Here is a 21,754-nt window from a genome sequence, read left to right as displayed (position 1 = left end):
GGCCGGTCTGGATACTGGAGGGCATGGATCGTCGTGCGGAGCTGAGCGAGTTCCTCAAGTCGCGCCGGGCGCGGGTACAACCCGAGGAGCTCGGTATCAAGGTGTACGGCGGGCGCCGCCGCGTCCCCGGCCTGCGCCGCGAGGAGCTCGCCCAGGCCGCGGGTGTCAGCGCCGACTACTATGTACGCCTCGAGCAGGGCCGTACCGACAATGTCTCGCAGGAGATCCTCGACGCGGTCGCCGACGTCCTCAAGCTCACCGACGACGAGCGCAAACACCTGGCCGTACTGGCGAAACCTGTACGCCGGAAGCGCCGCCGTACGACCCAACGGGTCCGGCCCGGCGTCCAACGGCTGCTCGACTCGATGACGGACGTACCGGCGTTCGTCCTCGGCTACCGGATGGACGTGCTGGCCTGGAACGAGCTGGCCGCGGCGCTCAACGGGTTCGGTCAGCAGCAGCGGAACGTACCGCGGATGGTGTTCCTCGACCCGGCGATGCGCGACTTCTACCCGGACTGGGAGGCGGTCGCGGCGGAGAGCGTCGACTACCTGCGGTTGTACGCCGGCCGCTACCCGGACGACCCGGAGCTGACCGAGCTGGTGGGGGAGTTGTCGATCCACAGCCCGGAGTTCCGCGAGTACTGGGCCCGGCACGACGTGAAGGACAAGACGTTCGGCGCGAAGCTGCTGCACCACCCGGTGGTCGGGGACATCGCCGTGGACTACGAGACCCTCCAGTTGCCCGGAGACGCCGACCAGTTGCTCGTCACGTACACCGTGGAGCCAGGCTCGGCGTCCGAGCAGAACCTGCGGCTGCTCGCGAGCTGGCAGGCCCCGGCTAGGGAGAACTCCCGATTCCCGGCGGAGGCCCCGGAGATACCCTGACCAGGTGACCGAAACCCCGCTCTCGCAGATCCGGCGGGTCGCGATGATCAGCCTGCACACATCGCCGCTCGACCAGCCGGGCACCGGGGACGCCGGCGGCATGAACGTGTACGTCGTGGAGCTGTCGAAACAGCTCGCCGGGCTGGGGATCGAGGTCGACGTGTTCACCCGCGCGACCGCGTCGGCGCTGCCCGCCCGGGTCGAGCTGGAGCCCGGTGTGACGGTCCGCAACGTTGCCGCCGGCCCGTACGAGGGTCTGACCAAGAACGAGCTGCCCGCCCAGCTGTGTACGTTCGCCCGCGCGGTGTTGCGCGCCGAGGCGATCCACGAGCCCGGCTGGTACGACGTGATCCACTCGCACTACTGGTTGTCCGGCCAGGTCGGCCTGCTCGCCCGCGATCGTTGGGCGGTCCCACTGGTTCACACCATGCACACGATGGCCAAGGTGAAGAACGCCAGCCTGGCCGAGGACGACGTACCCGAACCGCCCGCGCGGTTGCTCGGCGAGGAGCAGGTCGTCGAGGCCGCGGACCGGCTGCTCGCGAACACCGACGACGAGGCGCGCGAGCTGATCTCGTTGTACGGCGCTCAGCCGGCGAAGGTGGGTGTGGTCAACCCGGGTGTGGACCTGGACCTGTTCCACCCCGGTTCGCAGGCCGCGGCGCGGCAGGCCGTCGGGTTGCCGGCGGATGCCGTCGTACTGGCGTTCGTCGGGCGGCTGCAGCCGCTGAAGGCTCCCGATCTGCTGATCCGGGCGGCGGCGCGGATGATTTCGCGCGACCCAGGGCTGCGTTCGCGGCTGGTCGTGGCGATCATCGGCGGGCCGTCCGGGAACGGGATGGAGCACCCGGAGTCGCATGCGGAGCTGGCGCGGGCGCTGGGGATCGAGGACGTGACCCGGTTCGTGAAGCCGATGGAGCGCGCGCGGCTGGCCACCTGGTACCGGGCGGCGTCGGTCGTGTGCGTACCGTCGTACTCCGAGTCCTTCGGGCTGGTCGCGCTGGAAGCCCAGGCATGCGGTACGCCGGTGGTCGCGGCGGCGGTGGGTGGCCTGAGTACGGCGGTGGTCGACGGGCGGACCGGGTACCTCGTCCACGGGCACGGCGTGGACGACTTCGCCGACGCGCTGGCGCGGATCGCGACGGATCCGGCCGTCCGCGAGAGCATGAGCCACGCGGCGGTCTCGCACGCCCAGGGGTTCGGCTGGGAACTGACCGCGCGCAGGACGCTGGCGGCGTACCGGACCGCCGCGCAGACGATGGCGGCCGAGATCGCCGCGGAGGTAGCCGGGTGAGAGTTTCTGCGGCGGACGTGATCCGCCAGGTACTGACCGAGAACGAGCTGTCGTTCACCGAGGACCAGCCGGGAGTTTTCGCGGCTGATCTGCCCGGGGAGCGGAAGCTCAAGACGACCGTGCAGCTGTCGGTCGGGCCGCAGGCGGTCCACGTACACGCGTTCGTGGCGCGGCATCCGGACGAGAACCACGCCGCCGTCTACCGGTGGCTGCTGGAGCGGAACCTGAAGATGTACGGCGTCGCGTTCGCCGTCGACCATCTCGGCGACATCCACCTGGACGGACGCGTACCGCTGCACGCGATCACGCCCAGTGAGGTGGACCGGCTGCTCGGGGCGGTGCTGGAGTACGCCGACTCGTCGTTCAACACGATCCTCGAACTCGGGTTCGCCACGTCGATCCGGCGCGAGTACGACTGGCGGGTTTCGCGGGGTGAGTCGACTCGAAACCTGGACGCTTTCAAGGGCTGGCTGGAGCCTCGGTAGTCTTCGGGTATGACCTATCGCCTGATCCTGCTCCGCCACGGCCACAGCGACTGGAACGCCAAGAACCTCTTCACCGGCTGGGTCGACGTCGACCTGAACGCGCAGGGCGTCGAGGAGGCGCAGCGCGGTGGGGAGCTGCTCCGCGACCGTGACCTGCTGCCCGACGTACTGCACACCTCGGTGCTGCGCCGCGCGATCCGGACCGCGAACATCGCCCTCGAGGTCGCCGACCGCCAGTGGATCGACGTACGGCGCTCCTGGCGGCTGAACGAACGCCACTACGGCGGCCTGCAGGGCAAGGACAAGAAGCAGACCCTGGAAGAGCTCGGCGAGGAGCAGTTCATGCTGTTCCGCCGCTCGTACGACACCCCGCCGCCGGCGATCGAACGCGGCTCCGAGTACGACCAGGCAGGCGACCCGCGCTACGCCGGCCTGCCGCCCGAGCTGCTGCCCGCGACCGAGTGCCTCAAGGACGTCGTCGAGCGGATGCTCCCGTACTGGTACGACGCGATCGTCCCCGACCTCCGCGCTCAGAAGACCGTACTGGTGACGGCCCACGGCAACAGCCTCCGCGCCCTCGTCAAACACCTCGACAACCTCGACGAGAAGACGGTCGTCGGCCTGAACATCCCGACCGGCATCCCCCTCTACTACGAACTCGACGACAACTTCAAGCCACTCACCCCCGGCGGCGAATACCTAGACCCCACCGCCGCCAAAGAATCCATCGAAGCCGTCAAAAACCAGGGCCGCTGATCCAGCCCCGAACCCGCGCCGAAAGGACACGCCTTCGGCGCGGCTGTCTTGTTGCCGGCTTCGCCGGGTGCGCGTCAGGTACTGCCGGGCCAGGTCCCGGCGAACCGCTGGTTTCGGGTGAGAAGATCACGCCCTCGGCGGGCTGGTCTTGCCGGCTTCGCCGGGGCGCGTGAGGCAGAACTGGCCGCCGCCGTACTCCCCTCGGGACACAGAAATGGAAGTGTGTTGGTTTGCTAGCGCGGCTTCGGCCTGTCTAGACTCTTCCTATACCGCCCGTCTCCTTCGTGGGACGGGTTTACCTTTGCCCGGGTCGCTATGAAGCTGCGGCCGTGTGTGGTCACCACGGAGCGGGCTTCTCGAGCCTCCCTATCGTGGCGGGCAGTTGGGAGCCGAAGAGGTCGGCGGGCGTCAGCTGGTACCACCAGTGTCCGCCGACACCCTCACTCGGCGCGCCGTTGAGTGCGCCGGCGGTGTAGTTCTTCGTCGGGTTGACCGTGCCGACCGGCACGCGATCGCGAGCTTGACGGATGGGGAACTCCAGATCGCTGTCGTTGCTGATGACGACGGCGGCGTCGACGTTCTGCTGGAGGACGTCCAGGAGCAGGTGCGCGGCGACGTTGACGTCGCTGCCCTTCTCCTCTCTGCGGGCCACCGAGACCATGAAGGTTGCATCGGGGATGTCCGTGGAGCACGTGCCGTCCTTGATCATCACGGGCCAACCAGGACGGGCGAGCACGGGCCTCCCGCGGCGACCCGCGGTGGCCAGCGGTGCGGTCGTGACGCGGCTGACGTAGGTGCCGTACGCGATCTCGTCGGCAGATCCCGACGCGGCCAGGGCTCGGAGGTAGATGTCTTGCTCGCGGGGGCCGGCCGCGCTCGGGTTGTTCGCGTCGGCCCGGATCCTGGCGGTGCAGTAGACGACGCGCAGCGAGGTGGCCGGCGCCCAGCCCGAGTTGGCGGCGATGACGTTGGCCGCCAGCCCGCGAAGGTCGAGCCAGCGCCACCCGGGCAGGCCACCGCCGCCGACGAGGAACTTGCCACCGTAGTAGAGATTGAACCCGTCGATGTAGACCCCGACGCGCATGCTGGCTACCTTCCGGTCCGGTTGCTGGGATGGATTGCAGCGGCGGCGATCTGCCGAAGTTCGTCGACGGTGAGCAGATAGTCTGTACGCCGCCCTCGGCGGTGAACGACGCTGTTCCAGATCGGCTCGTAGGCCTCGAGCATCCGCCGGTACGCCCTGAGCCGGGGCGAGTGGGAGTTGCCTGCGTCGTTTTCCCGCGAGAAGACTTCGGCCTGCTCCTGCCACCGTTCCTTGTCGGACACGAGCCACCGGGCGTAGTCGAGGAGCCGCCCCTCGACGTTGTCGTTCCCGTCGAAGCCGTCGAACTCCAGCATCAGGAGTTCGTCTTCGGACAACTCGGCCGCGACCTTTGCGACGCTGACCTTCAGGATCCGGAACATGTCCAGGAGATCCATCACCAGCCCGCATTCGCGGCGGGACAGCTCCGGCTGCATGACGTAGAACTCCAGGTCATACTCCGTGGTCCAGCCCTCCTCGAGCGCCTGGGCACGATCGAGCTGGTAAGAAGTGTTTCCGTCGTCGCCAAGCCGATCGTCATCGATCTTCTCCTCGACGAGCCGTGCGAGGATCTTGTGCAGCAGCGCGAGCTGCTTGCGGTCGACCGCGGTCATGCTCTCGGGTACGACGGTGCGACGCGGCTCTGCCCGATCGTCCCGATCGAACAGCCCGTCGATCAGTGACCGCACGAGGTCACTGACACTGACCCCTCTCCCCTCGGCCATGGCCTGGAGCTGCTCGCGCACCGGGTCGTCGACCCGGAGGGTGATTGTCGCCATGATTCCCAACGTATTTCGTATCCCGCAATGTATTACGTACTACATCAGACTAGCAGACAGGAACCTCGCTGCCGAGCCACGCCGCAACCGGGACCCCCGCGCCTCGATCAATCCCACGGCTCCACGTCGGCGGGCAACGTGCGCCGGCGAAGCCGGCAAGAAAATACAGGCGCGCCGAAGGCGCGTCCTTTTCGCGGCGTGTCCCGGTAGCCGAAACAGAAAGGAGCCCCCGGCAACTACTTGCCGGGGGCTCCTTTGCGGGAAGGTCAGTTGCCGTTGGGGTTGGGGGTGGAGGCGCCGGCGCCGGAGCCGGCGGCGGTGCCGCCGATGGCTACGGGGAGTTCGCCGGTGACGAGGTAGACGACTCGGCGGGCCATTGCGACCGCGTGGTCGGAGATGCGTTCGTAGTAGCGGCTGAGGAGAGCCATGTCGACGGCGACCTCGACGCCGTGCGGCCAGTCGGCGTCCATCATCAGCCGGAACTGGTTGGAGCGGAGCTTGTCCATCTCGTCGTCGGTGGCCTCGAGCTTGCCGGCCGCCTCGACGTCGCGGGTCGAGATCACGTCGCCGGCCGCGTCGACCATCTTGCCGGCCACGGCGCCCATCGCCTCGATGACGTCGTGCAGTTCGTTCGGGATCGCGGGCGCCGGGTAGCGCATCCGGGCGATCTTCGAGACGTGCGCGGCCAGGTCGCCCATCCGCTCCAGGTCGGCGACCATCCGCAGCGCGGCGACCAGCATCCGCAGCTCGTTGGCGACCGGCGACTGGCGGGCCATCAGCTCGAAGACCTTCTCCTCGACGCCCTCACCGGCGGCGTCGAGCTGGATGTCGGCCGCGATGACCTCTTCGGCCTTGCGGATGTCGGCCTCCAGCAGGGCCGAGGTGGACCGCCGTACGGCGGTGGACACCGTCCGCGTCATCCGCTCCAGCTCGGCGAGGATGTCGTCGAGCTGCTCGTGGTAACTGTCACGCATGGTGTTCGAATCCGATCTGTGGTGTCCGGTGCCACGGTGGGGCACCCGCACGGTACCCGCCCACCGGTGACCGTATGCCGTCGAGGTTGCCGGACGGCGACGAGTGGTGAACGCCTGATGAACAGTTGAGTCGTGTCCCGGTCATCCGGTGCTCATTCGGTCTTTCCCTGCTGGTTGCCCGCGTAGCATCGTTGCCGTGGACCCCACGCTGGCTGCGGTGCTGGGCGGCGTCATCGGCGCGGCCCTGGCCCTGCTTTCGCTCGGTGCGATGATGCTGTCGGAGCGGGCCCAGCGCAAGATCCCGGAGTCCCCGGAGCCCGCCGTACCGTCCGGTGTCGCCACCGTGCTGTCCGTACTGCGTTCGAGTGCGGTCGTGATGGGCCCGGAGGACCAGGTCCTGCAGGCCAGCGCTCCGGCGCACGTGCTCGGCATCGTCCGCGGCGAGAGGCTCGTGGTGGACGACATCCTGCACATGGTCCGCCAGGTCCGCCGGGACGGGGAGATCCGCCAGCAGGACCTGGAGATCGTCCGCGGCCGGCTCGGCGCCACGCAGTACGTCAGTGCGCGGGTGGCGCCGCTGGGCAGCCAGCTCGTCCTGGTACTGGTCGAGGACCGGACCCGGGAGCGCCGTCTGGAAGCGATCCGGCGGGACTTCACCGTCAACGTCAGCCACGAGCTGAAGACCCCGGTCGGCGCGCTGATCCTGCTCGCCGACGCGGTCTCGGAGGCGTCCGACGACCCGGAGGCCGTGCAGCGGTTCTCGGACCGGATGCGGATCGAGGCGTCCCGGCTGAGCCGGCTGGTCAAGGAGATCATCGAGCTGTCCCGGCTGCAGGGCGACGACCCGCTGGAGAACCCGGGCCCGGTGGACATCAACTCGATCATCGAGACCGCGGTGGACCGCTGCCGGATCGACGCCGAGGACCGCGACATCAAGATCGTGGTGAAGACCGAACCCGAGCTCGAGGTGCTGGGCAGCGAGGACCAGCTCGCGATGGCGATCGGCAACCTGGTCGAGAACGCGATCAACTACAGCCCGGACGGCACCCGGGTCGCGGTCGCCGCGCACCCGATCGGCGACCTGGTCGAGGTGACCGTGTCCGACCAGGGCGTGGGCATCCCGAGCAGCGACCTGGAGCGGATCTTCGAACGCTTCTACCGGGTCGACCGGGCCCGCAGCCGGGAGACCGGCGGTACCGGTCTCGGCCTCTCGATCGTCAAGCACATCGCCTCCATCCACGGTGGCGACGTACGGGTCTGGAGCGTCGAGGGCCAGGGCTCCACCTTCACCGTGAGACTCCCGCTGCGGTTCGAACCCGCGCCGGGCCAGACCGACTCCCCCAGCCAGGAGGAGGCGGCCGTTCCCCTGACGCCTACCCCGTCAGGTCAGATCGCAAAGGAGACAGCTTCGTGACCCGAGTGCTGGTCGTCGAAGACGAAGAGAGCTACAGCGACGCGCTGTCGTACGTGCTGCGCAAGGAGGGGTTCGAGGTCGCCGTCGCGGAGACCGGACCGGACGCGCTGGACGAGTACGACCGCGCCGGTGCGGACATCGTCCTGCTCGACCTGATGCTGCCGGGCCTGTCCGGCACCGAGGTCTGCCGGGCGCTGCGCAGCCGGGGCAACGTCCCGGTGATCATCGTCAGCGCCAAGGACACCGAGGTCGACAAGGTCGTCGGGCTCGAGCTGGGCGCGGACGACTACGTCACCAAGCCGTACAGCCCGCGCGAGCTGCTCGCCCGCGTGCGCGCCGTACTGCGTCGTGGCCAGGACGTCGAGCTGCTGCCGGACACCCTCGAGGCAGGGCCGGTACGGATGGACGTCGAGCGGCACGTGGTGACGGTCGGCGGTACCGAGATCCGGCTGCCGCTGAAGGAGTTCGAGCTGCTCGAGATGCTGCTGCGGAACACCGGGCGGGTGCTCACCCGCGGGCAGCTGATCGACCGGATCTGGGGCGCCGACTACGTGGGCGACACCAAGACCCTGGACGTGCACGTCAAGCGGCTGCGCTCGAAGCTCGAGAAGGACCCGTCGAACCCGCAGCACCTGGTCACCGTGCGTGGCCTGGGGTACAAGTTCGAGTCCTGAGTCACACCCTCGCGGGTCGCGACAGCCTGCGAGGTTAGCTTAGGCTCTCCTTAGTTGAGGCACAGCTAAGGAGAGTTACTCATGTCCTGGTCCCGTACCAAGGTCGTCAGCGCAGTCACCACTGTGCTGCTCGCCACGACCTCGCTGGCCGCGTGCGGCAGCGGCGACGACAAGACAGCCGACACATCGGCCGGTACCGCCTCGTCCGGGTTCCCGGTCACGCTGAAGAACACGTTCGGCGAGACGACCATCACCAAGAAGCCGGAGCGGATCGTCACGCTCGGCTGGAACGCCCAGGACGTGGTCTACGCGCTCGGCGAGACCCCGGTCGGGATGCCGAAGGTCACGTACGGCCCGACCGCCGACGGCGTCACCGCGTGGGACGCCGACAAGTTCGACAAGTCCAAGACGACCCTGCTCGACACCGGGGACAAGTACCCGTTCGAGAAGATCGCGGCGCTGAAGCCGGACGTGATCCTGGCGCCGTACGAAGGGTTCGACGCGGCGACGTACAAGACCCTGAGCGACATCGCGCCGACCGTGGCGTACCCGGGGGCGCCGTGGCAGACGACCTGGCAGGACCAGACGCTGCTGGTCGGCGAGGCGCTCGGCAAGAAGGCCGACGCGGAGAAGCTGATCACCGGCATCCAGGACAAGATCAAGCAGGTCGCTGCCGAACACCCCGAGTTCAAGGGCAAGACCATCACGGTCGGCTCGTTCGGCGCCGAGAACTACGTCTACATGCCGGGCGACCCGCGCGTGCAGATCCTGAACGAGATGGGCTTCAAGAACTCGCCGGGGGTCGAGGCGCTGGAGAAGACCAACACGAAGAAGGACTTCTCGCTGGCGGTCAGCAAGGAGAAGGTCGCGGACGTCGACGCCGACGTACTGATCGCGTACGTCGACGGCATCGGGACGCAGAAGTTCCTGGCCGACCCGGTCTACTCGTCGCTGAAGGCGGTCAAGAGCGGAGGCGCGTACCCGCTGCAGGACCAGCAGGTGATCTCCGGCATGAGCGCGGTCAGCGTACTGAGCGTCCCGTGGGTGCTGGACAAGGTCCTCCCGGGCCTGTCGAAGGCAGCCTCCGCCAGCAAGAACTGACTACTGCGCCGGGACCGGGGTCGGCGAGTAGTGGTCGTCGGTGAGGACCGGGACGTACGCCGAGACCGGGGCCGCGGTGCCGAAGGTGACCGTGACGTTGACCATCTGACCGGGCTTCGCGCCGGTCACGGTGATCGCCGGGCCGCCGTCCTCGGCGCCCGGAGTCGGGGCCGACGGCGTCTCGGTCGGTCCCGCGGACGAGCTGGGCGACGGGGTCGCGGCCTCGGCGCCGCCGGTGCTGGAGCCCGGCAGTAGCAGGGCGGTGTGCGGCGCCAGGTCGATCGGGTCGGTCAGCCCGGTGAACTGGACCTGGCCCGGCTGCGGCTGGTCGCTGCCGGCCTGGCCGTCGGACGTGCTGGCGTCGGCCTGGGCGATCTTGACCAGGGTGTCCGCGGTGTCGCTGTCGTTCACGATCACGCCGTGCAGCTCACCCTTGCCGTCCGCGTCGGCGAGCACCAGGAAGTTGCGGAGCTTGAGCTGACCGCTCTCCACGTTCGTCCCCTCGGCGGCCTGGTACGGCTGCAGGGTCGGCGCGGAGAAGCTCGCGCTGCATGCCGCCAGCGCGATACTGAGAGTGGCGGCGGCACCCGCCAGCGCGGTGCGCCGGGCGATCCGCGAGGACAAGCTGATCGGCACTGGAATCCCTCTCGTGCAAGCTGGTTGCGACCTGGTTGCGACAACTGCGGTGCCGTCAGGCAGCGGCCTCCGGCGCCCCAAAGCGTAGCCCTCGCATCCGCGACCCTTGATGCCGGGATGCCCATAATGGAGTGGCCAGGTGGTGCGGGAGGCAACGGTATACGCGCGCACGAGGCACGCCGCAGATCGTTTGTCAAGGCGGGAAGTGGCCCCTGACCAGCGCAAACGCCCGAACCGGACCATGCGCCACGTGGTAGTATGGATCTTGGAAAGGGGCACTTCACACATGACTTTCACAGTCGGCGAGACGGTTGTTTACCCCAATCACGGAGCGGCCGTCATCGAGGACATCGAGACCCGTCAGATCAAAGGTGAGGACAAGACCTATCTGGTCTTGAGGATCGTCGCTCAGAACGACCTGGTCGTCCGGGTCCCCGCGTGCAACCTCGATCTCGTCGGCGTGCGTGACGTCGTGGATCAGGCCGGCCTGGAGCGCGTCTTCGACGTGCTGCGTGCACCGCACACGGAGGAGCCGACCAACTGGTCGCGTCGTTACAAGGCGAACCTGGAGAAGCTGCACTCCGGTGACGTGCTGAAGGTGGCAGAGGTCGTCCGCGACCTGTGGCGCCGCGAACGTGACCGCGGTCTGTCCGCCGGTGAGAAGCGGATGCTGGCGAAGGCTCGCCAGATCCTCGTCTCCGAGCTGGCGCTGGCCGAGCACACCAACGAGGACAAGGCGGAAGCCATCCTCGACGAGGTCCTCGCCTCCTAACACAGTTCCGATGAGTAGCGCGGTCGTGATTCCCGCGGCCGGGCTGGGGCTGCGGCTTGGTGGAGAGACACCGAAGGCATTTCGAGAGGTCGGTGGCGATTCGCTGCTGGTCCACGCGGTGCGTGGCCTGAAGGCAGCGACCGCCGCCGACCTCGTCTGCTTCGTGGTCGCCGTACCGGCGGGCGCGGAGGATGCCGTCGGCAAGGAGCTCGAGCCGTACGTCGGTGACGCCCGGCTGATCGTGGTCGCGGGCGGCGCCGAGCGGCCGGATTCGGTACGGGCGGCCTTGGACGTGCTGCCCGTGGACGGCATCGACTGCATCCTCGTCCACGACGCCGCACGCGCGTTCGTACCGGTCGACGTGATCGAGCGGGTGGTCGCGGCGGTGCGGTCCGGCGCCGACGCCGTCGTGCCGGTGGTGCCGGTGACGGACACGATCAAGGTGGTCGGACCCGGGGGCGAGGTGGTCGACACGCCCGACCGGTCGACGCTGGTCGCCGTACAGACGCCGCAGGGGTTCGATCCCGAGGTGCTGCGGCGCGCGCATGCCGCGGGCGCGGATGCCGGCGTGACCGATGACGCGATGATGTGCGAGCGTCTTGGTGTGACAGTACGGACGGTCGAGGGGTCTCCGGACGCGTTCAAGGTGACGCGGCCGCTGGACCTGCTGCTGGCCGAGGCACTGCTCGCGGAGAGGCGGACGTCGTGAAACTCCCACGCGTCGGCAACGGGATCGACGTACACCCGCTGGAGGAAGGCCGCCCGATGTGGCTGGCCGGTCTGCACTGGCCGGACGAGCCGGCTGGGTTGTCGGGGCACTCGGACGGTGACGCTGCGGCGCACGCGATCTGTACGGCGTTGCTCACTGCCGCGAAGCTGGGTGACCTCGGGTCGAACTTCGGGACGTCCGAGCCCGAGTGGGCGGGCGCCGCGGGTGTCGTGCTGGTGGCGGAAGCGGCCCGTCGGGTGCGCGCCGCCGGGTTCGAGATCGGCAACGTCGCGGTGCAGGTCGTCTGCAACCGCCCGCGGATCGGCACCCGCCGCGAAGAGGCCGAAAAGGTGCTGTCGGCCGCCTGCGACGCCGACGTATCGGTCAGCGCCGCAACCACCGACGGCCTAGGCTTCCCCGGCCGCTCCGAAGGCATCACAGCCCTAGCCACAGCCCTCATCTACTGACGGGCTCCGTCGAGAAGCGAGCCTCTCGCGGGTTCAGCTCGTTGCCTGTTCGCTCGGTCAGCAGGTTGTAGAGCTCGGGCCGCCGTCCCCGGAGCCACCGGCGCCCGGTGGAGAGCGGGACGAGAGACAGATCCAGCTCGCCGAGCACGACTGCCTCGGCCGCGACGGGGGTTTCCGAGACGATCCGGCCGTACGGGTCGAGGATCATGCTGTTGCCGGTGCGGACCTCGTCGTCATCCCGGCCGACTCCGTTGCTGAACAGCACGAACAATCCGTTGTCATGGGCCCGCGACGGCAGCCAGCGGAGCAGCCACTCGCGGCCACTGGGACCGTTGAAGGCGGCCTCGACGGCGGCCGGGTCGGTCCGGCGGTGCTCCCAAACGGACAGCGGGATCGGCTTCATCCCGTACGGGCTGCGGGAGTTCGTCCCGCCGGTCTGATGCGGTGCGATCAGTACCGTTGCACCGAGCAACGCCGTGATCCGGACGTTCTCGACCAGGTTGTTGTCCCAGCAGATCAGCACCCCGGCCCGGAACCCCCACGGCGTGTCGAAGACCGTGTGAGCCGATCCGCTCGCGATCGCCTCGTGTTCGAAGGCATGCAGCTTCCGGTGTACGTGGACCCGCCCGTCCGGCAGGCACACGGCGTACGCGTTGAACAACACGCCGTCGGCAACTTCCAGGAACCCGACCCCGAGTCCCACGCCGAGCTCGGCGGCCAGCGCAACGACCCGGCTGACCAGCGGGCCGTCGGCAGGCTCGGCCAACTCATGCAGTCGCGTCGCGGTCTGCCGCCGCAGATGCCAGTACCCGAGCAGGCACATCTCCGGGAACACGACCAACCTCGCGCCACCACGAGCCGCGTCTCGAGCCAGCCGCTCGACCGCGGCGAGATTGGCCGAGGTGTCGTCGGGAACCGGTTCGAACTGGACAACCGCTGCGCGAAAGGACGTCATACCCCCATCGAAACGCCCGAGCATCCATGACGTCCAATGACTGTTTGTCCAGATTCCATATCCTGTTGTTATGGATCTCCGTCTGCTCCGGGCGTTCGTCACAGTGGCCAGGCTGCGGAACTTCGGTGCCGCGGCGGCGGAGCTGTCGACCAGCCAGCCGGCGCTGACCAAACAGATCCAGGTTCTCGAGCGCCGGGTCGGTGCGGTGCTGTTCACCCGCGGCCGGCACGGCGCCCGGCTGACCCCGGCGGGTGAGCTGTTGCTTGCTGACGCTCTGGAGTTGCTGGAGCGGTCGGAGGCGTTCGAACGGCGGGCCGCGCAGGTCGCGTCCGGTGCCGAGGGATCGCTCGCGATCGGGTTCGGCCTGTCCGGGATCGAGTTGGCGCCGCGGGCGGTGGCGCTCTTCCGGTCCCGGTGGCCGGGAGTGACGATCTCGCTGGAGGACCTGCCGTCGGCGGTCCAGTGCGAGCGGCTGCTGGCGGGGAGTCTGCAGATCGGGTTCGTCCGGTTGCCGGCGCCGGCCGGGCTGGAGCATCTCCGGCTGCGGCGCGACCGGCTGACCCTCGCCGTACCGGCCGATCAGACGCTGCCGCGCGATCTCGTCAGCTGGATCGACGCCCGGCCGCTGGTGCGGTTGACGCCGGCGCGTGGGCCGGGGCTGACCGCGCAGATCAACAGCCTGTACGCCGAGCTTGGTTGCCATCCGCAAGTACTTCAGGAAGCCGGGGATCTGCAGACCGTACTCGCGCTGACGGCCGCGGGCGCCGGGCCGGCCGTCGTACCGCAGACCGCCGAACGGATCGCACCGCCGGAGATCCGCCTCGTCCCACTCCCCGGCCGCGCGGCGACCTGGTGGACCGGCGCCGCGTGGGCCACCCGTACGCCACTCACCGAACGCTTCGTCAAGGCAGCAGCCGAGGTGGCGCGGTCGGCCTAGAAGTCCCCAGTGCGTTCAAGCGTCTTTCGCGAGATCGTGCCGCCGTCACCGTCGCGCCACGTCAAGGTGCAGTAGATCTCGTCGGTGCCATCCAGATCCTCGTTGAAGAGCCCGCCCTTCGGCGCGTCCTTAAAGCCCGAGAGATGGATGTTGGCGTCGTCCGCCCAAAGGTTCTGTGCGGTATTCATGGTGTGAACGGTGCTGAACAACAACGACCTTGTGGAGCCATCGTCGCCGTAGCAATTCACGGTGATTGATCCGCCGTTGTAGAGGTACCCCCAACCGCTGTCGGTCGGAAGGTCGGCGGTGTAGATCGCGGCGACGCGCGGGTTGCCGTAGGCGTCGGTCGTGGTGCTCATTCGCAGAGTCACGCTCATGTCTGTGATCGCCTGAGCCGGCGCAACTGCCAGCCCCGCAAGGCATGCCGTGACGATCGCGCCTCCGATCACGCCTCTGCGTGTGAACCGCCGTAGTGCCGCACCTTTGAACATATTTCCTGCCTGATCACGAGTCTGTCTTCCGGGTTCGGTGCGGAACCTAGGCCATCGGCCTGGAATGACCCTGAAGCCTGGGAATGAGGCGCGCTGCCTAGGGACCTGAAGAGTAGGGCGGTTTGACGACATGGGGGACTTCACCGTGCAGGCGCTTCCGGTTGTACGCCGCGGCGCCGACGATGGCTGCCGCACCGAACAGAGCGAGGCCGCCGCCGACGAGATCTTTTGTGAGGCTCTCCTCGCCGACGTACTGGGGTTGCAGGATTCCGTGCGGGTCGACGACGACCTCTACGTTCCCGCCTGGGAAGTCGTGCAGACCGTGCTTGTGGAAGTCGTAGCTGTGGCCGTCCGGGCAGTCCGCGGTGAAGTCCGTGACCGAGAACCCGTCCCAGCCGCGGACCCGGCAGTTGATCGTCTTGCCGACGAGGTGCAGCCCGATCGGCGTCGGCAGCATCAGGAACGGTACGGCGGCCATCCCGCAGGCCGCGGCGCCGTAGAAGCTGAAGTTGCCACCGCCCATCGTCGCGACGCCGATGGCGAAGAACGCCACGCCCATGATCATCACCAGCGCCGCCAGGACCACGTTGTGCGGGGGCAGCGCGTTCAACGCGCCGGCGGTGACGAAGAGCATCAGCCCCAGCAGGATGTACCGCCAGGTCGGTCCGTGCGGCGAACCGGGCCGCCGCAGGTGCCGCCCGGCGATGACGCTGACCAGGATGATCAACGACACCCCACCGAAGAACTCCAGCGGCACGTACTTCATCAGCCCACCTTTATCGATGCCGTCGTGGCAGTGGCGGTAGTTCGTACGAGTCCAGCCAACCCGCGAACAGGTGCCGCAGCGCCTCCTCGTCCGGGCTGAACCGCATGGCCAGCGCGATGAACTCCGCCGTGGTCACCGACCCGTGGCGGTGCTCCTTCGTCCACGTCCGGAGCAGCTCGAAGAACGCCTCGTCGCCCAGGTGCTTGCGCAGTACGTGCAAGGTGATCGCGCCGCGCTTGTAGAGCCGGTCGTCGAACATCAGCTCCGGACCCGGATCCGACAGCATCAGGTCCTGCGGCAGGCCTTTCAGTCGGGTATGGGCCTTCGCGACCTGCTGATCGGCGGTCAGCCCGCGCGACTCCTCCGACCACAGCCACTCGGCGTAACAGGCAAAGCCCTCGTTGAGCCAAATGTGTTGCCACGAAGACGGGGTCAGGCTGTTCCCGAACCACTGATGCGCGAGCTCGTGCGCGACCAGCCGCTCCGCGCCGCGCCGCCCGTCGACGTGGTTGCTGCCGAACACCGAGATGCCCTGCGCCTCCAGCGGGATCTCCAGCGGGTCGTCGGTCACGACGACCGTGTACCCGCCGAACGGGTACGGCCCGAACTGCCGGCAGAACAGCTTCATCATGTCCTGCTGCCGCCCGAAGTCGTACCGGAACTCGCGGATCTGCCCACCCGGCAACACACCCCGGATCGTGACCGGAGCGGCCGCCAGGTCCACCTCGTCGTACCGCCCGATCTGCACGGTCGCGAGGTACGTCGCCATCGGCGCGGCCTGGTCGAACACCCAGGTCGTACGGCTGGCCTTGACCCGCCGCGACACGAGCCGTCCGTTCGCGACCACCTGGTACGGCGAGTCGGTGGTGATCGAGATCCGGTAGTGCGCCTTGTCGCCGGGGTGGTCGTTGCACGGGAACCAGGTCGCCGCGCCGCTCGGCTGGCTGGCGACGATCACGCCCTCGGTCAGCTCTTCCCAGCCGAGCTCGCCCCACGGGCTGTCCTCGGGTTTCGGGTTGCCGTTGTACTGGACGTCGACGGTGAACTCGGCGCCGTCCGGGATCACCGTCGGCGGCGTGATGTGCAGCTTGCCGGCCCGGTGCGCGTACCGCTGCGGGCGGCGGCCGTTCACCGCGACCTTCGACACGCGCAGCCCGGACAGGTCGAGGCTGAACCGGGACAGCGCCTGCGTCGCGAACGCGGTGATGGTCGCCTTGCCGGTCAGCCGGTTGCTGTTGACCCGGTAGTCGAGGTCGAGCTCGTACGACTCGACCTTGTAATCGGTGCTTCCATGGCTCGGGACATAAGGGTCAACCATCAGCCCTGCCAAGGAGCGATCGGGTTCCCCGCCCAGCGCGTACCGGCTGGAACACCTTCACCACGCATGACGAGAGACACCGGGCCGATGGTAGCGCCTGCTCCTAGACCGGCGGCCGGAAGGACGATGCCATGCGGCCCGAGTGTTGCCCCGGGCCCGAAGGTGACTGTGTTCATGGAGAGAACTCGATCATGAAAAAGGTGCGTCTGCAGCACACAACCGCGATTCACCGTGGCGCCGTCGCCCAGGGTGATCAGATCCGCCTCCGGCAACCAGTACGTCTCGCACCAGACGCCCTTGCCGATCTTCGCTCCGAGTGACCGCAACCAGAGGTTCAGCACCGGCGTACCGGCGGCGGCGTTCGCGAACCACGGCGCGGCGACGAGTTCGACGAAGCTGTCGACGACCTCGTTGCGCCATACGAACGAGCTCCACAGCGGGTACTCGACCGCGCGGGTCCGGCCGACGATCAGCCACTTCGCGACGGTCGCCATTCCGCCCGCGACCGCGCCGGCGGCCAGGATCACCGCACCGGACAGCAGGACCGCGAGCCACGGGCCGAGCCAGATGTCCAGCGCCTGCAGCCCGAACAGCACGCCGAGCGCGATCAGCACCGTGCACATCATCGGCACGAACCGGCACAGCTCGACCAGCGCGCGAGCGACCTTCAGCTTGTACGGCGGGTTGTACGTACGGCTCTGGTCGCCCGAAACGGCCTGGCGCCGGAGCTTCACCGGAGGCGAGCCGAGCCAGGACGTACCGGCCTTGGACTTCTTCGGCGCCGCGGACAGCACCGCGACCAGGCCGTTCTTCGGAACACTGCGGCCGGGCGCCGTCATACCCGAGTTGCCGAGGAAGGCACGCTTGCCGACCTTGGCGCCGGCCACGTGCAGCCAGCCGCCGCCGAGTTCGTACGAGGCGATCATCGTGTCGTCGGCGAGGAACGCGCCCTCACCGACCGTGGTCATCTTCGGCAGCAGCAACACCGTCGACGCCTCGACGTCGCGGCCGATCTTGGCGCCGAGCGCGCGCAGCCACCACGGCGTCAGCAGGCTCGCGTACAGCGGGAAGAGCAGAGTGCGGGCTGAGTCCAGCAGCCGCTCGGTGGCCCAGACCTGCCAGCCGATCCGGCTGCGGACCGGGTAGTGACCGGGCTTGATGCCGATGCCGAGCAGCCGGACGCCGATCAGCGTGAGCACCGCGATCGTCGCGAAACCGACCAGCGTCATCAGGGGGACCGCGCCGAGCGCATGCAGTGCCGCGTCGCCCAGGGTGTCGGTGCCGCGCAGGGCATGGCCGAGGACGGCGAACGCGGCCGCCGCGCCGGCGACCGGGATCAGCGACATCAGCGCGGACTGGGCGCCGTACGCCGCGACCCACCACGGCGCGCGGTTCGGACGGTGATCCGGCCACGGGTGCCGCGCGCGGCCGATCCGGGCCGCGGGCGAACCCGACCAGCGCTCGTTGTCGGGGACCTTGCCGGACACGGCCGAACCGGCCATGATTTCGGCGCTCCGGCCGATGTCGGCACCGGGAAGCAAGGTACTGCGGGAGCCGACCACCGCGTCGGCGGCGACCGACACCCGGCCGACGTGCAGCTGGTCGCCGTCGGTCCAGTAGCCGGCCAGGTCGACCTCGGGCTCGATCGAGGCGCCGCGGCCCATCGTCAGCATGCCGGTGATCGGCGGCAGGGTGTGCAGGTCGACGCCGCGGCCGATCTTCGCACCGAGCGCTCGGGCGTAGTACGTGATCCACGGCGCGCCCGCGAGGTTCGCGGCACCGGCGGCGTCGGCGAGGTTCTCGGCCGCCCACAGCCGGACGTGCACGTTGCCGCCGCGCGGATACGTACCGGGTTTGAGGCCTCTCAAGAGGATGCGAGCGCCGACGACAGCAATGCTCATCCGGCCCGCCGGGCTGATCAGGATCAGCCAGCCGGCCAGGATCCACCACCAGGACACGGTCCGCGCCCATGGCAGCGGCTCGATCAGTGCCGCGAGCAGGTTGTTCAGCGTGAACAGGTAGACCAGCCAGCGGACGCCGACGACCGTCTGCAGGATCAGCGTCAACGCGGTCTGGAGCAGTTGCGTGCCTCGCGGCGTCGGCCGGATCTCGCGCAACTCGACGGGTTCCTGCTCCGCGGGCTTGAAGTCGTCGAGCCGCTCGGCCAGCGCGCCGAGCCGCGGGTACTCGTAGATGTCGCCGACCGTGACCTCGGGGTACTTCTCCCGCAGTGCCGATACCAGCTGCGCCGCGGCCAGGCTGCCGCCGCCGTGCAGGAAGAAGTCGTTGTCGGCGCTGGTGACCTTCGCGCCGAGGACCCGCGTCCAGCGCTCGGACAGCCAGCCCGCCGTACCGCTGAGCTCCGCGGCCGGGCCGTCGCTGTCCATCCCGGGCAGCGGCCACGGCAGCGCGTTCCGGTCGACCTTGCCGGACGTCCGGGTCGGCAGCGTGTCCACGATCGCGAGCAACGGTACGAGCGCGGCGGGCAGGGCCTCCCGTAGCCGCTCGGTCGCCTTCGCGTTGTCGAACGCCTCGGGGTCGTCCGGTACGACGTACCCGACGAGGAGCTGGTTTCCCGCGGCGCTGTTCCGGACGGCGGCCGCGGCGCCGCTGACACCCGGCAGCGCCTGCAACGCGGCATCCACCTCGCCGAGCTCGATCCGCCGGCCACCGAGCTTGACCTGCTCGTCGGCGCGGCCCTGGAACAGCAGGCCGAGCGGGTCGGAGCGCACCAGGTCGCCGCTGCGGTACGCGCGTTCCCAGCCGAGCGTCGGCATCGGCGCGAACTTCTCCGCGTCCTTCACCGGATCCAGGTACCGCGCCAGGCCGACGCCGCCGATGATCAGCTCACCGATCTCGCCGTCGGCGACTTCGTTGCCTGCGGCATCTACTACGGCGAGGTCCCAGCCGTCCAGCGGGAGGCCGATCCGGACCGGGCCCTCGCCGGTCAGCTGTGCGGCACACGCGACCACGGTGGCCTCGGTCGGGCCGTACGTGTTCCAGACCTCGCGGCCTTCGACCGCGAGCCGCTCGGCGAGTTCGGGCGGGCAGGCTTCGCCGCCGAAGATCAGCAGCCGGACCTGGTCCAGCGCGTCGGCCGGCCACAGCGCGGCCAGCGTCGGCACGGTCGAGACAATAGTGATGCCTTGGGCAACCAACCAGGGGCCGAGGTCCATACCGGTGCGGACCAGACTGCGGGGCGCCGGGACGAGACAGGCACCGTGCCGCCAGGCCAGCCACATCTCCTCGCAGGACGCGTCGAACGCGACGGACAGTCCGGCGAGCACCCGGTCGTCCGGTCCGATCGGCTCGTTCTGCAGGAAGAGCCGGGCCTCGGCGTCCACGAACGCGGCCGCCGAACGGTGCGTGACCGCGACACCCTTCGGTACGCCGGTCGAGCCCGAGGTGAAGATCACCCACGCGTCGTCGGTCGGCTCCGGGCCGGTGCCCTTGGGGTCGGTCGTACTCGACGCATCCATCCGTGCGGAGTACGGGTAGTCGAAGGCGCCGTTGGCCGCCTCGGGGTCGATCGGCTCGGGCTGCGGACGGGTCAGGGTGAGCTCGAGGTCGTCGCCGACCGTGGCCGCGACGTCGGCCTCGCCGAAGACCAGTTCGGCGCGCTCGTCCGGGTCGTCGGCGTCGACCGGCACGTACGCGGCACCGGCCTGCAGGGTGCCGAGAATCGCGATGTACAGGTCGTTGTGACCGGACGAGATCCGGATCCCGACCTTGTCGCCCGGACCGATCCCCGCGGCGGTCAGCCGGCCTGCGAACTTGGTGGTCTGCACCAGCAGTTCGCGATAGCTCAGGCTGACACTGCCGTCGTCGAGCGCCGGCTCGTCGGCGTACCGGGTGGCCGTGTCCTCGAGCACGTCCACCAACGTCCGCGCGGCCGTCGCCAACTCCCCGCGTCGCAACGTCACGGGCGGATAATACGCCGCCCGGTTACCGTCCCGATAACCCAAAGCAAACACGCGGGGCCGCCCATCAACTGCTCGTTCCAGGGGATCCGCCCTTCGGCCACGTGACCCAAAGGCTCACCCGAGGACCCGCGCCTCACCCGTCCAGCCTGCACTGTCCCGGCCCACCAGCCGGTGCAACTCGAGGGTGTTCGCGTTGCATCACGTCCCGGCCTGCCATCCGATGGATCGGCGGCGCACTTGCTCTGCCCCTGCCTGCGGGTGGTTTCAGTTTGTGTTCAGGTCGGTTGCGGGGCCGTAGCTGAAGGTAGTGCGTGGCCCGGTGTGTCGGGCCGTGTCGATGTGCCCACGCGGTGTGCCCGCCGTGTGGTGTTGTCCCTATCTTCTTCTGTTTGGCGGAGGCAGCGTGATGCGTGGTTTCGGTTTGTTCGGGTTTGGCGAGGCTCGGGTGTCTTCGCGTTCTGGGGTTGATTGGTTCAGGCGGTTGTTGCGTTTGCGTCTTCTCGTGCTGGGTGTGGTGTTGGCGGTCTTGGTGGGAGTGCCGGCGCGTGCGGGGGCGGCGTCGGTGGGCTTGTCGGGGCGTGTAGTGCAGCGCGCGGCAGGTGTGCCGCGGTTGGCGACTGCGGCAGCTGCATCTGGTGGTGGTTCGGTGTCTGCGCCGGAAGGTCCGGGTGGTGTGTCGTTTGATCCGAATCAGTTGAAGGGTGTGACGGCGGGTACGCCGACCGCTGGGGTGGGTGTGGCGTCGGGTGGGGGTGGTTCGTCGTCGGGTGATGCCGGGGTGAGTTATCCGGTCGTGGTGCCTGGGGGCCGGGGTGGGTTGCAGCCGTCGGTGGGGGTGGCGTATTCGTCGTCGGGTGGGGATGGTTGGACGGGTGTGGGCTGGGGTGTTGGCTGGCCGGTGATCAGTGTGGATACGCGCTGGGGTGTGCCGCGGTATGACGCCGCGACCGAGACCGAGTCGTATTTGTTGAACGGTCAGGAGTTGACGCCGGTGGCGAATCGTGGCCCGGCGGTGCCGCGGGTTGGGGAGCGGGTGTTCCACACCCGGGTGGAGGGTGGTTTCGCGCGGATTGTGCGGCACGGCACGGACCCGAAGACCTATTCGTGGGAGGTGGTGGACAAGTCCGGCACACATTTCTTGTATGGCGGCGCGGGCGCGACGCTGGCCGACGACGCGGGCGATATCGCGGAGTGGGGTTTGCGGGAGGTCCGCGACACCCATGACAACGTGATGCGTTACCACTACGCGCTGGTCGAGGACCCGGGCGTGGACGGCGGCACGGTGATGGGCCGGAATCTGTATGTGCAGAAGGTCACCTGGACCGGCCGCGGCGA

At 68.8% G+C, this 21,754-nt stretch carries 21 protein-coding genes; 12 read left to right on the top strand and 9 right to left on the bottom strand.

What is annotated here, in order from left to right; translation table 11 throughout:
* Positions 1-23 precede the first annotated feature (23 nt).
* Genes ACFYRU_RS38385 through ACFYRU_RS38370 form a run of 4 tightly spaced genes read left to right on the top strand, consistent with a single transcriptional unit; the run spans position 24 to position 3,422 of the window.
* Positions 24-887, top strand: coding sequence for a helix-turn-helix transcriptional regulator (locus tag ACFYRU_RS38385; RefSeq protein ID WP_387668577.1), 864 nt, complete (start codon positions 24-26; stop codon positions 885-887).
* Between the two features lie 43 nt (positions 888-930).
* On the top strand, positions 931-2,181 hold the full coding sequence (gene mshA / locus ACFYRU_RS38380; protein WP_387668905.1) for a D-inositol-3-phosphate glycosyltransferase: 1,251 nt from the start codon (positions 931-933) through the stop codon (positions 2,179-2,181).
* Positions 2,178-2,666, top strand: coding sequence for a YbjN domain-containing protein (locus tag ACFYRU_RS38375; protein WP_387668575.1), 489 nt, complete (start codon positions 2,178-2,180; stop codon positions 2,664-2,666). Before mshA ends, ACFYRU_RS38375 begins: the two co-directional genes overlap by 4 nt.
* A 9-nt stretch (positions 2,667-2,675) precedes the next feature.
* Positions 2,676-3,422, top strand: a complete 747-nt coding sequence (locus tag ACFYRU_RS38370; protein ID WP_387668573.1) for a phosphoglyceromutase — start codon at positions 2,676-2,678, stop codon at positions 3,420-3,422.
* A 337-nt stretch (positions 3,423-3,759) separates the two neighbouring features.
* On the opposite strand, the gene ACFYRU_RS38365 is transcribed toward ACFYRU_RS38370, so the two are convergent.
* The 3 genes from ACFYRU_RS38365 to phoU all read right to left on the bottom strand — a co-directional run bounded on the left by ACFYRU_RS38365 (position 3,760) and on the right by phoU (position 6,256).
* Complete coding sequence (locus ACFYRU_RS38365) at positions 3,760-4,506, bottom strand: hypothetical protein (RefSeq protein ID WP_387668571.1); 747 nt, start codon at positions 4,504-4,506, stop codon at positions 3,760-3,762.
* A gap of 5 nt (positions 4,507-4,511) precedes the next feature.
* Positions 4,512-5,282: a YfbU family protein gene (locus ACFYRU_RS38360; RefSeq protein WP_387668569.1), complete on the bottom strand. Its 771-nt coding sequence runs from the start codon at positions 5,280-5,282 to the stop codon at positions 4,512-4,514.
* Positions 5,283-5,548: 266 nt separating this feature from the next.
* Positions 5,549-6,256 (bottom strand): phosphate signaling complex protein PhoU, encoded by a 708-nt coding sequence (phoU, locus tag ACFYRU_RS38355; RefSeq protein ID WP_387668566.1) that lies wholly within the window; start codon positions 6,254-6,256, stop codon positions 5,549-5,551.
* Between the two features lie 196 nt (positions 6,257-6,452).
* On the opposite strand from phoU, the gene ACFYRU_RS38350 reads away from it, so the two are divergent.
* The 3 genes from ACFYRU_RS38350 (at position 6,453) to ACFYRU_RS38340 (ending at position 9,445) form a co-directional block, all read left to right on the top strand.
* Positions 6,453-7,670 carry a sensor histidine kinase gene (locus ACFYRU_RS38350; protein ID WP_387668564.1) on the top strand — a complete coding sequence of 406 codons (1,218 nt, stop codon included), beginning with the start codon at positions 6,453-6,455 and terminating at the stop codon, positions 7,668-7,670.
* Positions 7,667-8,344 carry a response regulator transcription factor gene (locus ACFYRU_RS38345; RefSeq protein ID WP_141858161.1) on the top strand — a complete coding sequence of 226 codons (678 nt, stop codon included), beginning with the start codon at positions 7,667-7,669 and terminating at the stop codon, positions 8,342-8,344. Before ACFYRU_RS38350 ends, ACFYRU_RS38345 begins: the two co-directional genes overlap by 4 nt.
* Positions 8,345-8,425: 81 nt before the next feature.
* Positions 8,426-9,445: an iron-siderophore ABC transporter substrate-binding protein gene (locus tag ACFYRU_RS38340; protein WP_387668562.1), complete on the top strand. Its 1,020-nt coding sequence runs from the start codon at positions 8,426-8,428 to the stop codon at positions 9,443-9,445.
* On the opposite strand, the gene ACFYRU_RS38335 is transcribed toward ACFYRU_RS38340, so the two are convergent.
* A complete protein-coding gene (locus ACFYRU_RS38335) occupies positions 9,446-10,081 on the bottom strand; it encodes a hypothetical protein (RefSeq protein WP_387668559.1) in 636 nt (211 codons plus the stop codon).
* 286 nt (positions 10,082-10,367) lie between these two features.
* On the opposite strand from ACFYRU_RS38335, the gene ACFYRU_RS38330 reads away from it, so the two are divergent.
* From ACFYRU_RS38330 to ACFYRU_RS38320, 3 genes are read left to right on the top strand one after another with little or no spacing between them, the layout of a single operon-like run.
* Positions 10,368-10,853 (top strand): CarD family transcriptional regulator, encoded by a 486-nt coding sequence (locus ACFYRU_RS38330; protein WP_130446326.1) that lies wholly within the window; start codon positions 10,368-10,370, stop codon positions 10,851-10,853.
* A gap of 10 nt (positions 10,854-10,863) precedes the next feature.
* The gene (gene ispD, locus ACFYRU_RS38325; protein WP_387668556.1) at positions 10,864-11,562 is read left to right on the top strand and encodes a 2-C-methyl-D-erythritol 4-phosphate cytidylyltransferase; all 699 of its coding nucleotides are present in this window, start codon (positions 10,864-10,866) and stop codon (positions 11,560-11,562) included.
* Between the two features lie 56 nt (positions 11,563-11,618).
* Positions 11,619-12,029, top strand: coding sequence for a 2-C-methyl-D-erythritol 2,4-cyclodiphosphate synthase (locus tag ACFYRU_RS38320; RefSeq protein WP_387668903.1), 411 nt, complete (start codon positions 11,619-11,621; stop codon positions 12,027-12,029).
* Here the strand turns inward: ACFYRU_RS38320 and ACFYRU_RS38315 are convergent.
* A complete protein-coding gene (locus ACFYRU_RS38315) occupies positions 12,019-12,984 on the bottom strand; it encodes a nitrilase family protein (protein ID WP_387668554.1) in 966 nt (321 codons plus the stop codon). The two genes, ACFYRU_RS38320 and ACFYRU_RS38315, sit on opposite strands and share 11 nt — an antisense overlap.
* A 70-nt stretch (positions 12,985-13,054) precedes the next feature.
* Here ACFYRU_RS38315 and ACFYRU_RS38310 point away from each other — a divergent pair, with 70 nt between their 5' ends.
* Positions 13,055-13,921: a LysR family transcriptional regulator gene (locus tag ACFYRU_RS38310; protein ID WP_387668551.1), complete on the top strand. Its 867-nt coding sequence runs from the start codon at positions 13,055-13,057 to the stop codon at positions 13,919-13,921.
* Here ACFYRU_RS38310 and ACFYRU_RS38305 read toward each other — a convergent pair.
* The 4 genes from ACFYRU_RS38305 to ACFYRU_RS38290 form a co-directional block, all read right to left on the bottom strand.
* Complete coding sequence (locus ACFYRU_RS38305; RefSeq protein ID WP_387668549.1) at positions 13,918-14,412, bottom strand: hypothetical protein; 495 nt, start codon at positions 14,410-14,412, stop codon at positions 13,918-13,920. The two genes, ACFYRU_RS38310 and ACFYRU_RS38305, sit on opposite strands and share 4 nt — an antisense overlap.
* 97 nt (positions 14,413-14,509) lie before the next feature.
* Positions 14,510-15,178: a hypothetical protein gene (locus ACFYRU_RS38300; protein WP_387668546.1), complete on the bottom strand. Its 669-nt coding sequence runs from the start codon at positions 15,176-15,178 to the stop codon at positions 14,510-14,512.
* A 10-nt stretch (positions 15,179-15,188) separates the two neighbouring features.
* Entirely contained in the window at positions 15,189-16,496 is a 1,308-nt protein-coding gene (locus ACFYRU_RS38295) for a M1 family metallopeptidase (protein WP_387668544.1), read from the bottom strand.
* Complete coding sequence (locus ACFYRU_RS38290; RefSeq protein ID WP_387668542.1) at positions 16,496-20,419, bottom strand: Pls/PosA family non-ribosomal peptide synthetase; 3,924 nt, start codon at positions 20,417-20,419, stop codon at positions 16,496-16,498. The genes ACFYRU_RS38295 and ACFYRU_RS38290 overlap by 1 nt, the downstream gene beginning before the upstream one ends.
* Before the next feature lie 406 nt (positions 20,420-20,825).
* Here ACFYRU_RS38290 and ACFYRU_RS38285 point away from each other — a divergent pair.
* Positions 20,826-21,754 (top strand): SpvB/TcaC N-terminal domain-containing protein (locus ACFYRU_RS38285; RefSeq protein ID WP_387668539.1); only part of this gene is annotated, 929 nt, incomplete at its 3' end.

The sequence above is a fragment of the Kribbella sp. NPDC004536 genome (genome assembly GCF_042873835.1).
Lineage (GTDB): Bacteria > Actinomycetota > Actinomycetes > Propionibacteriales > Kribbellaceae > Kribbella.
This window is presented reverse-complemented; position numbering and strand designations above follow the sequence as displayed.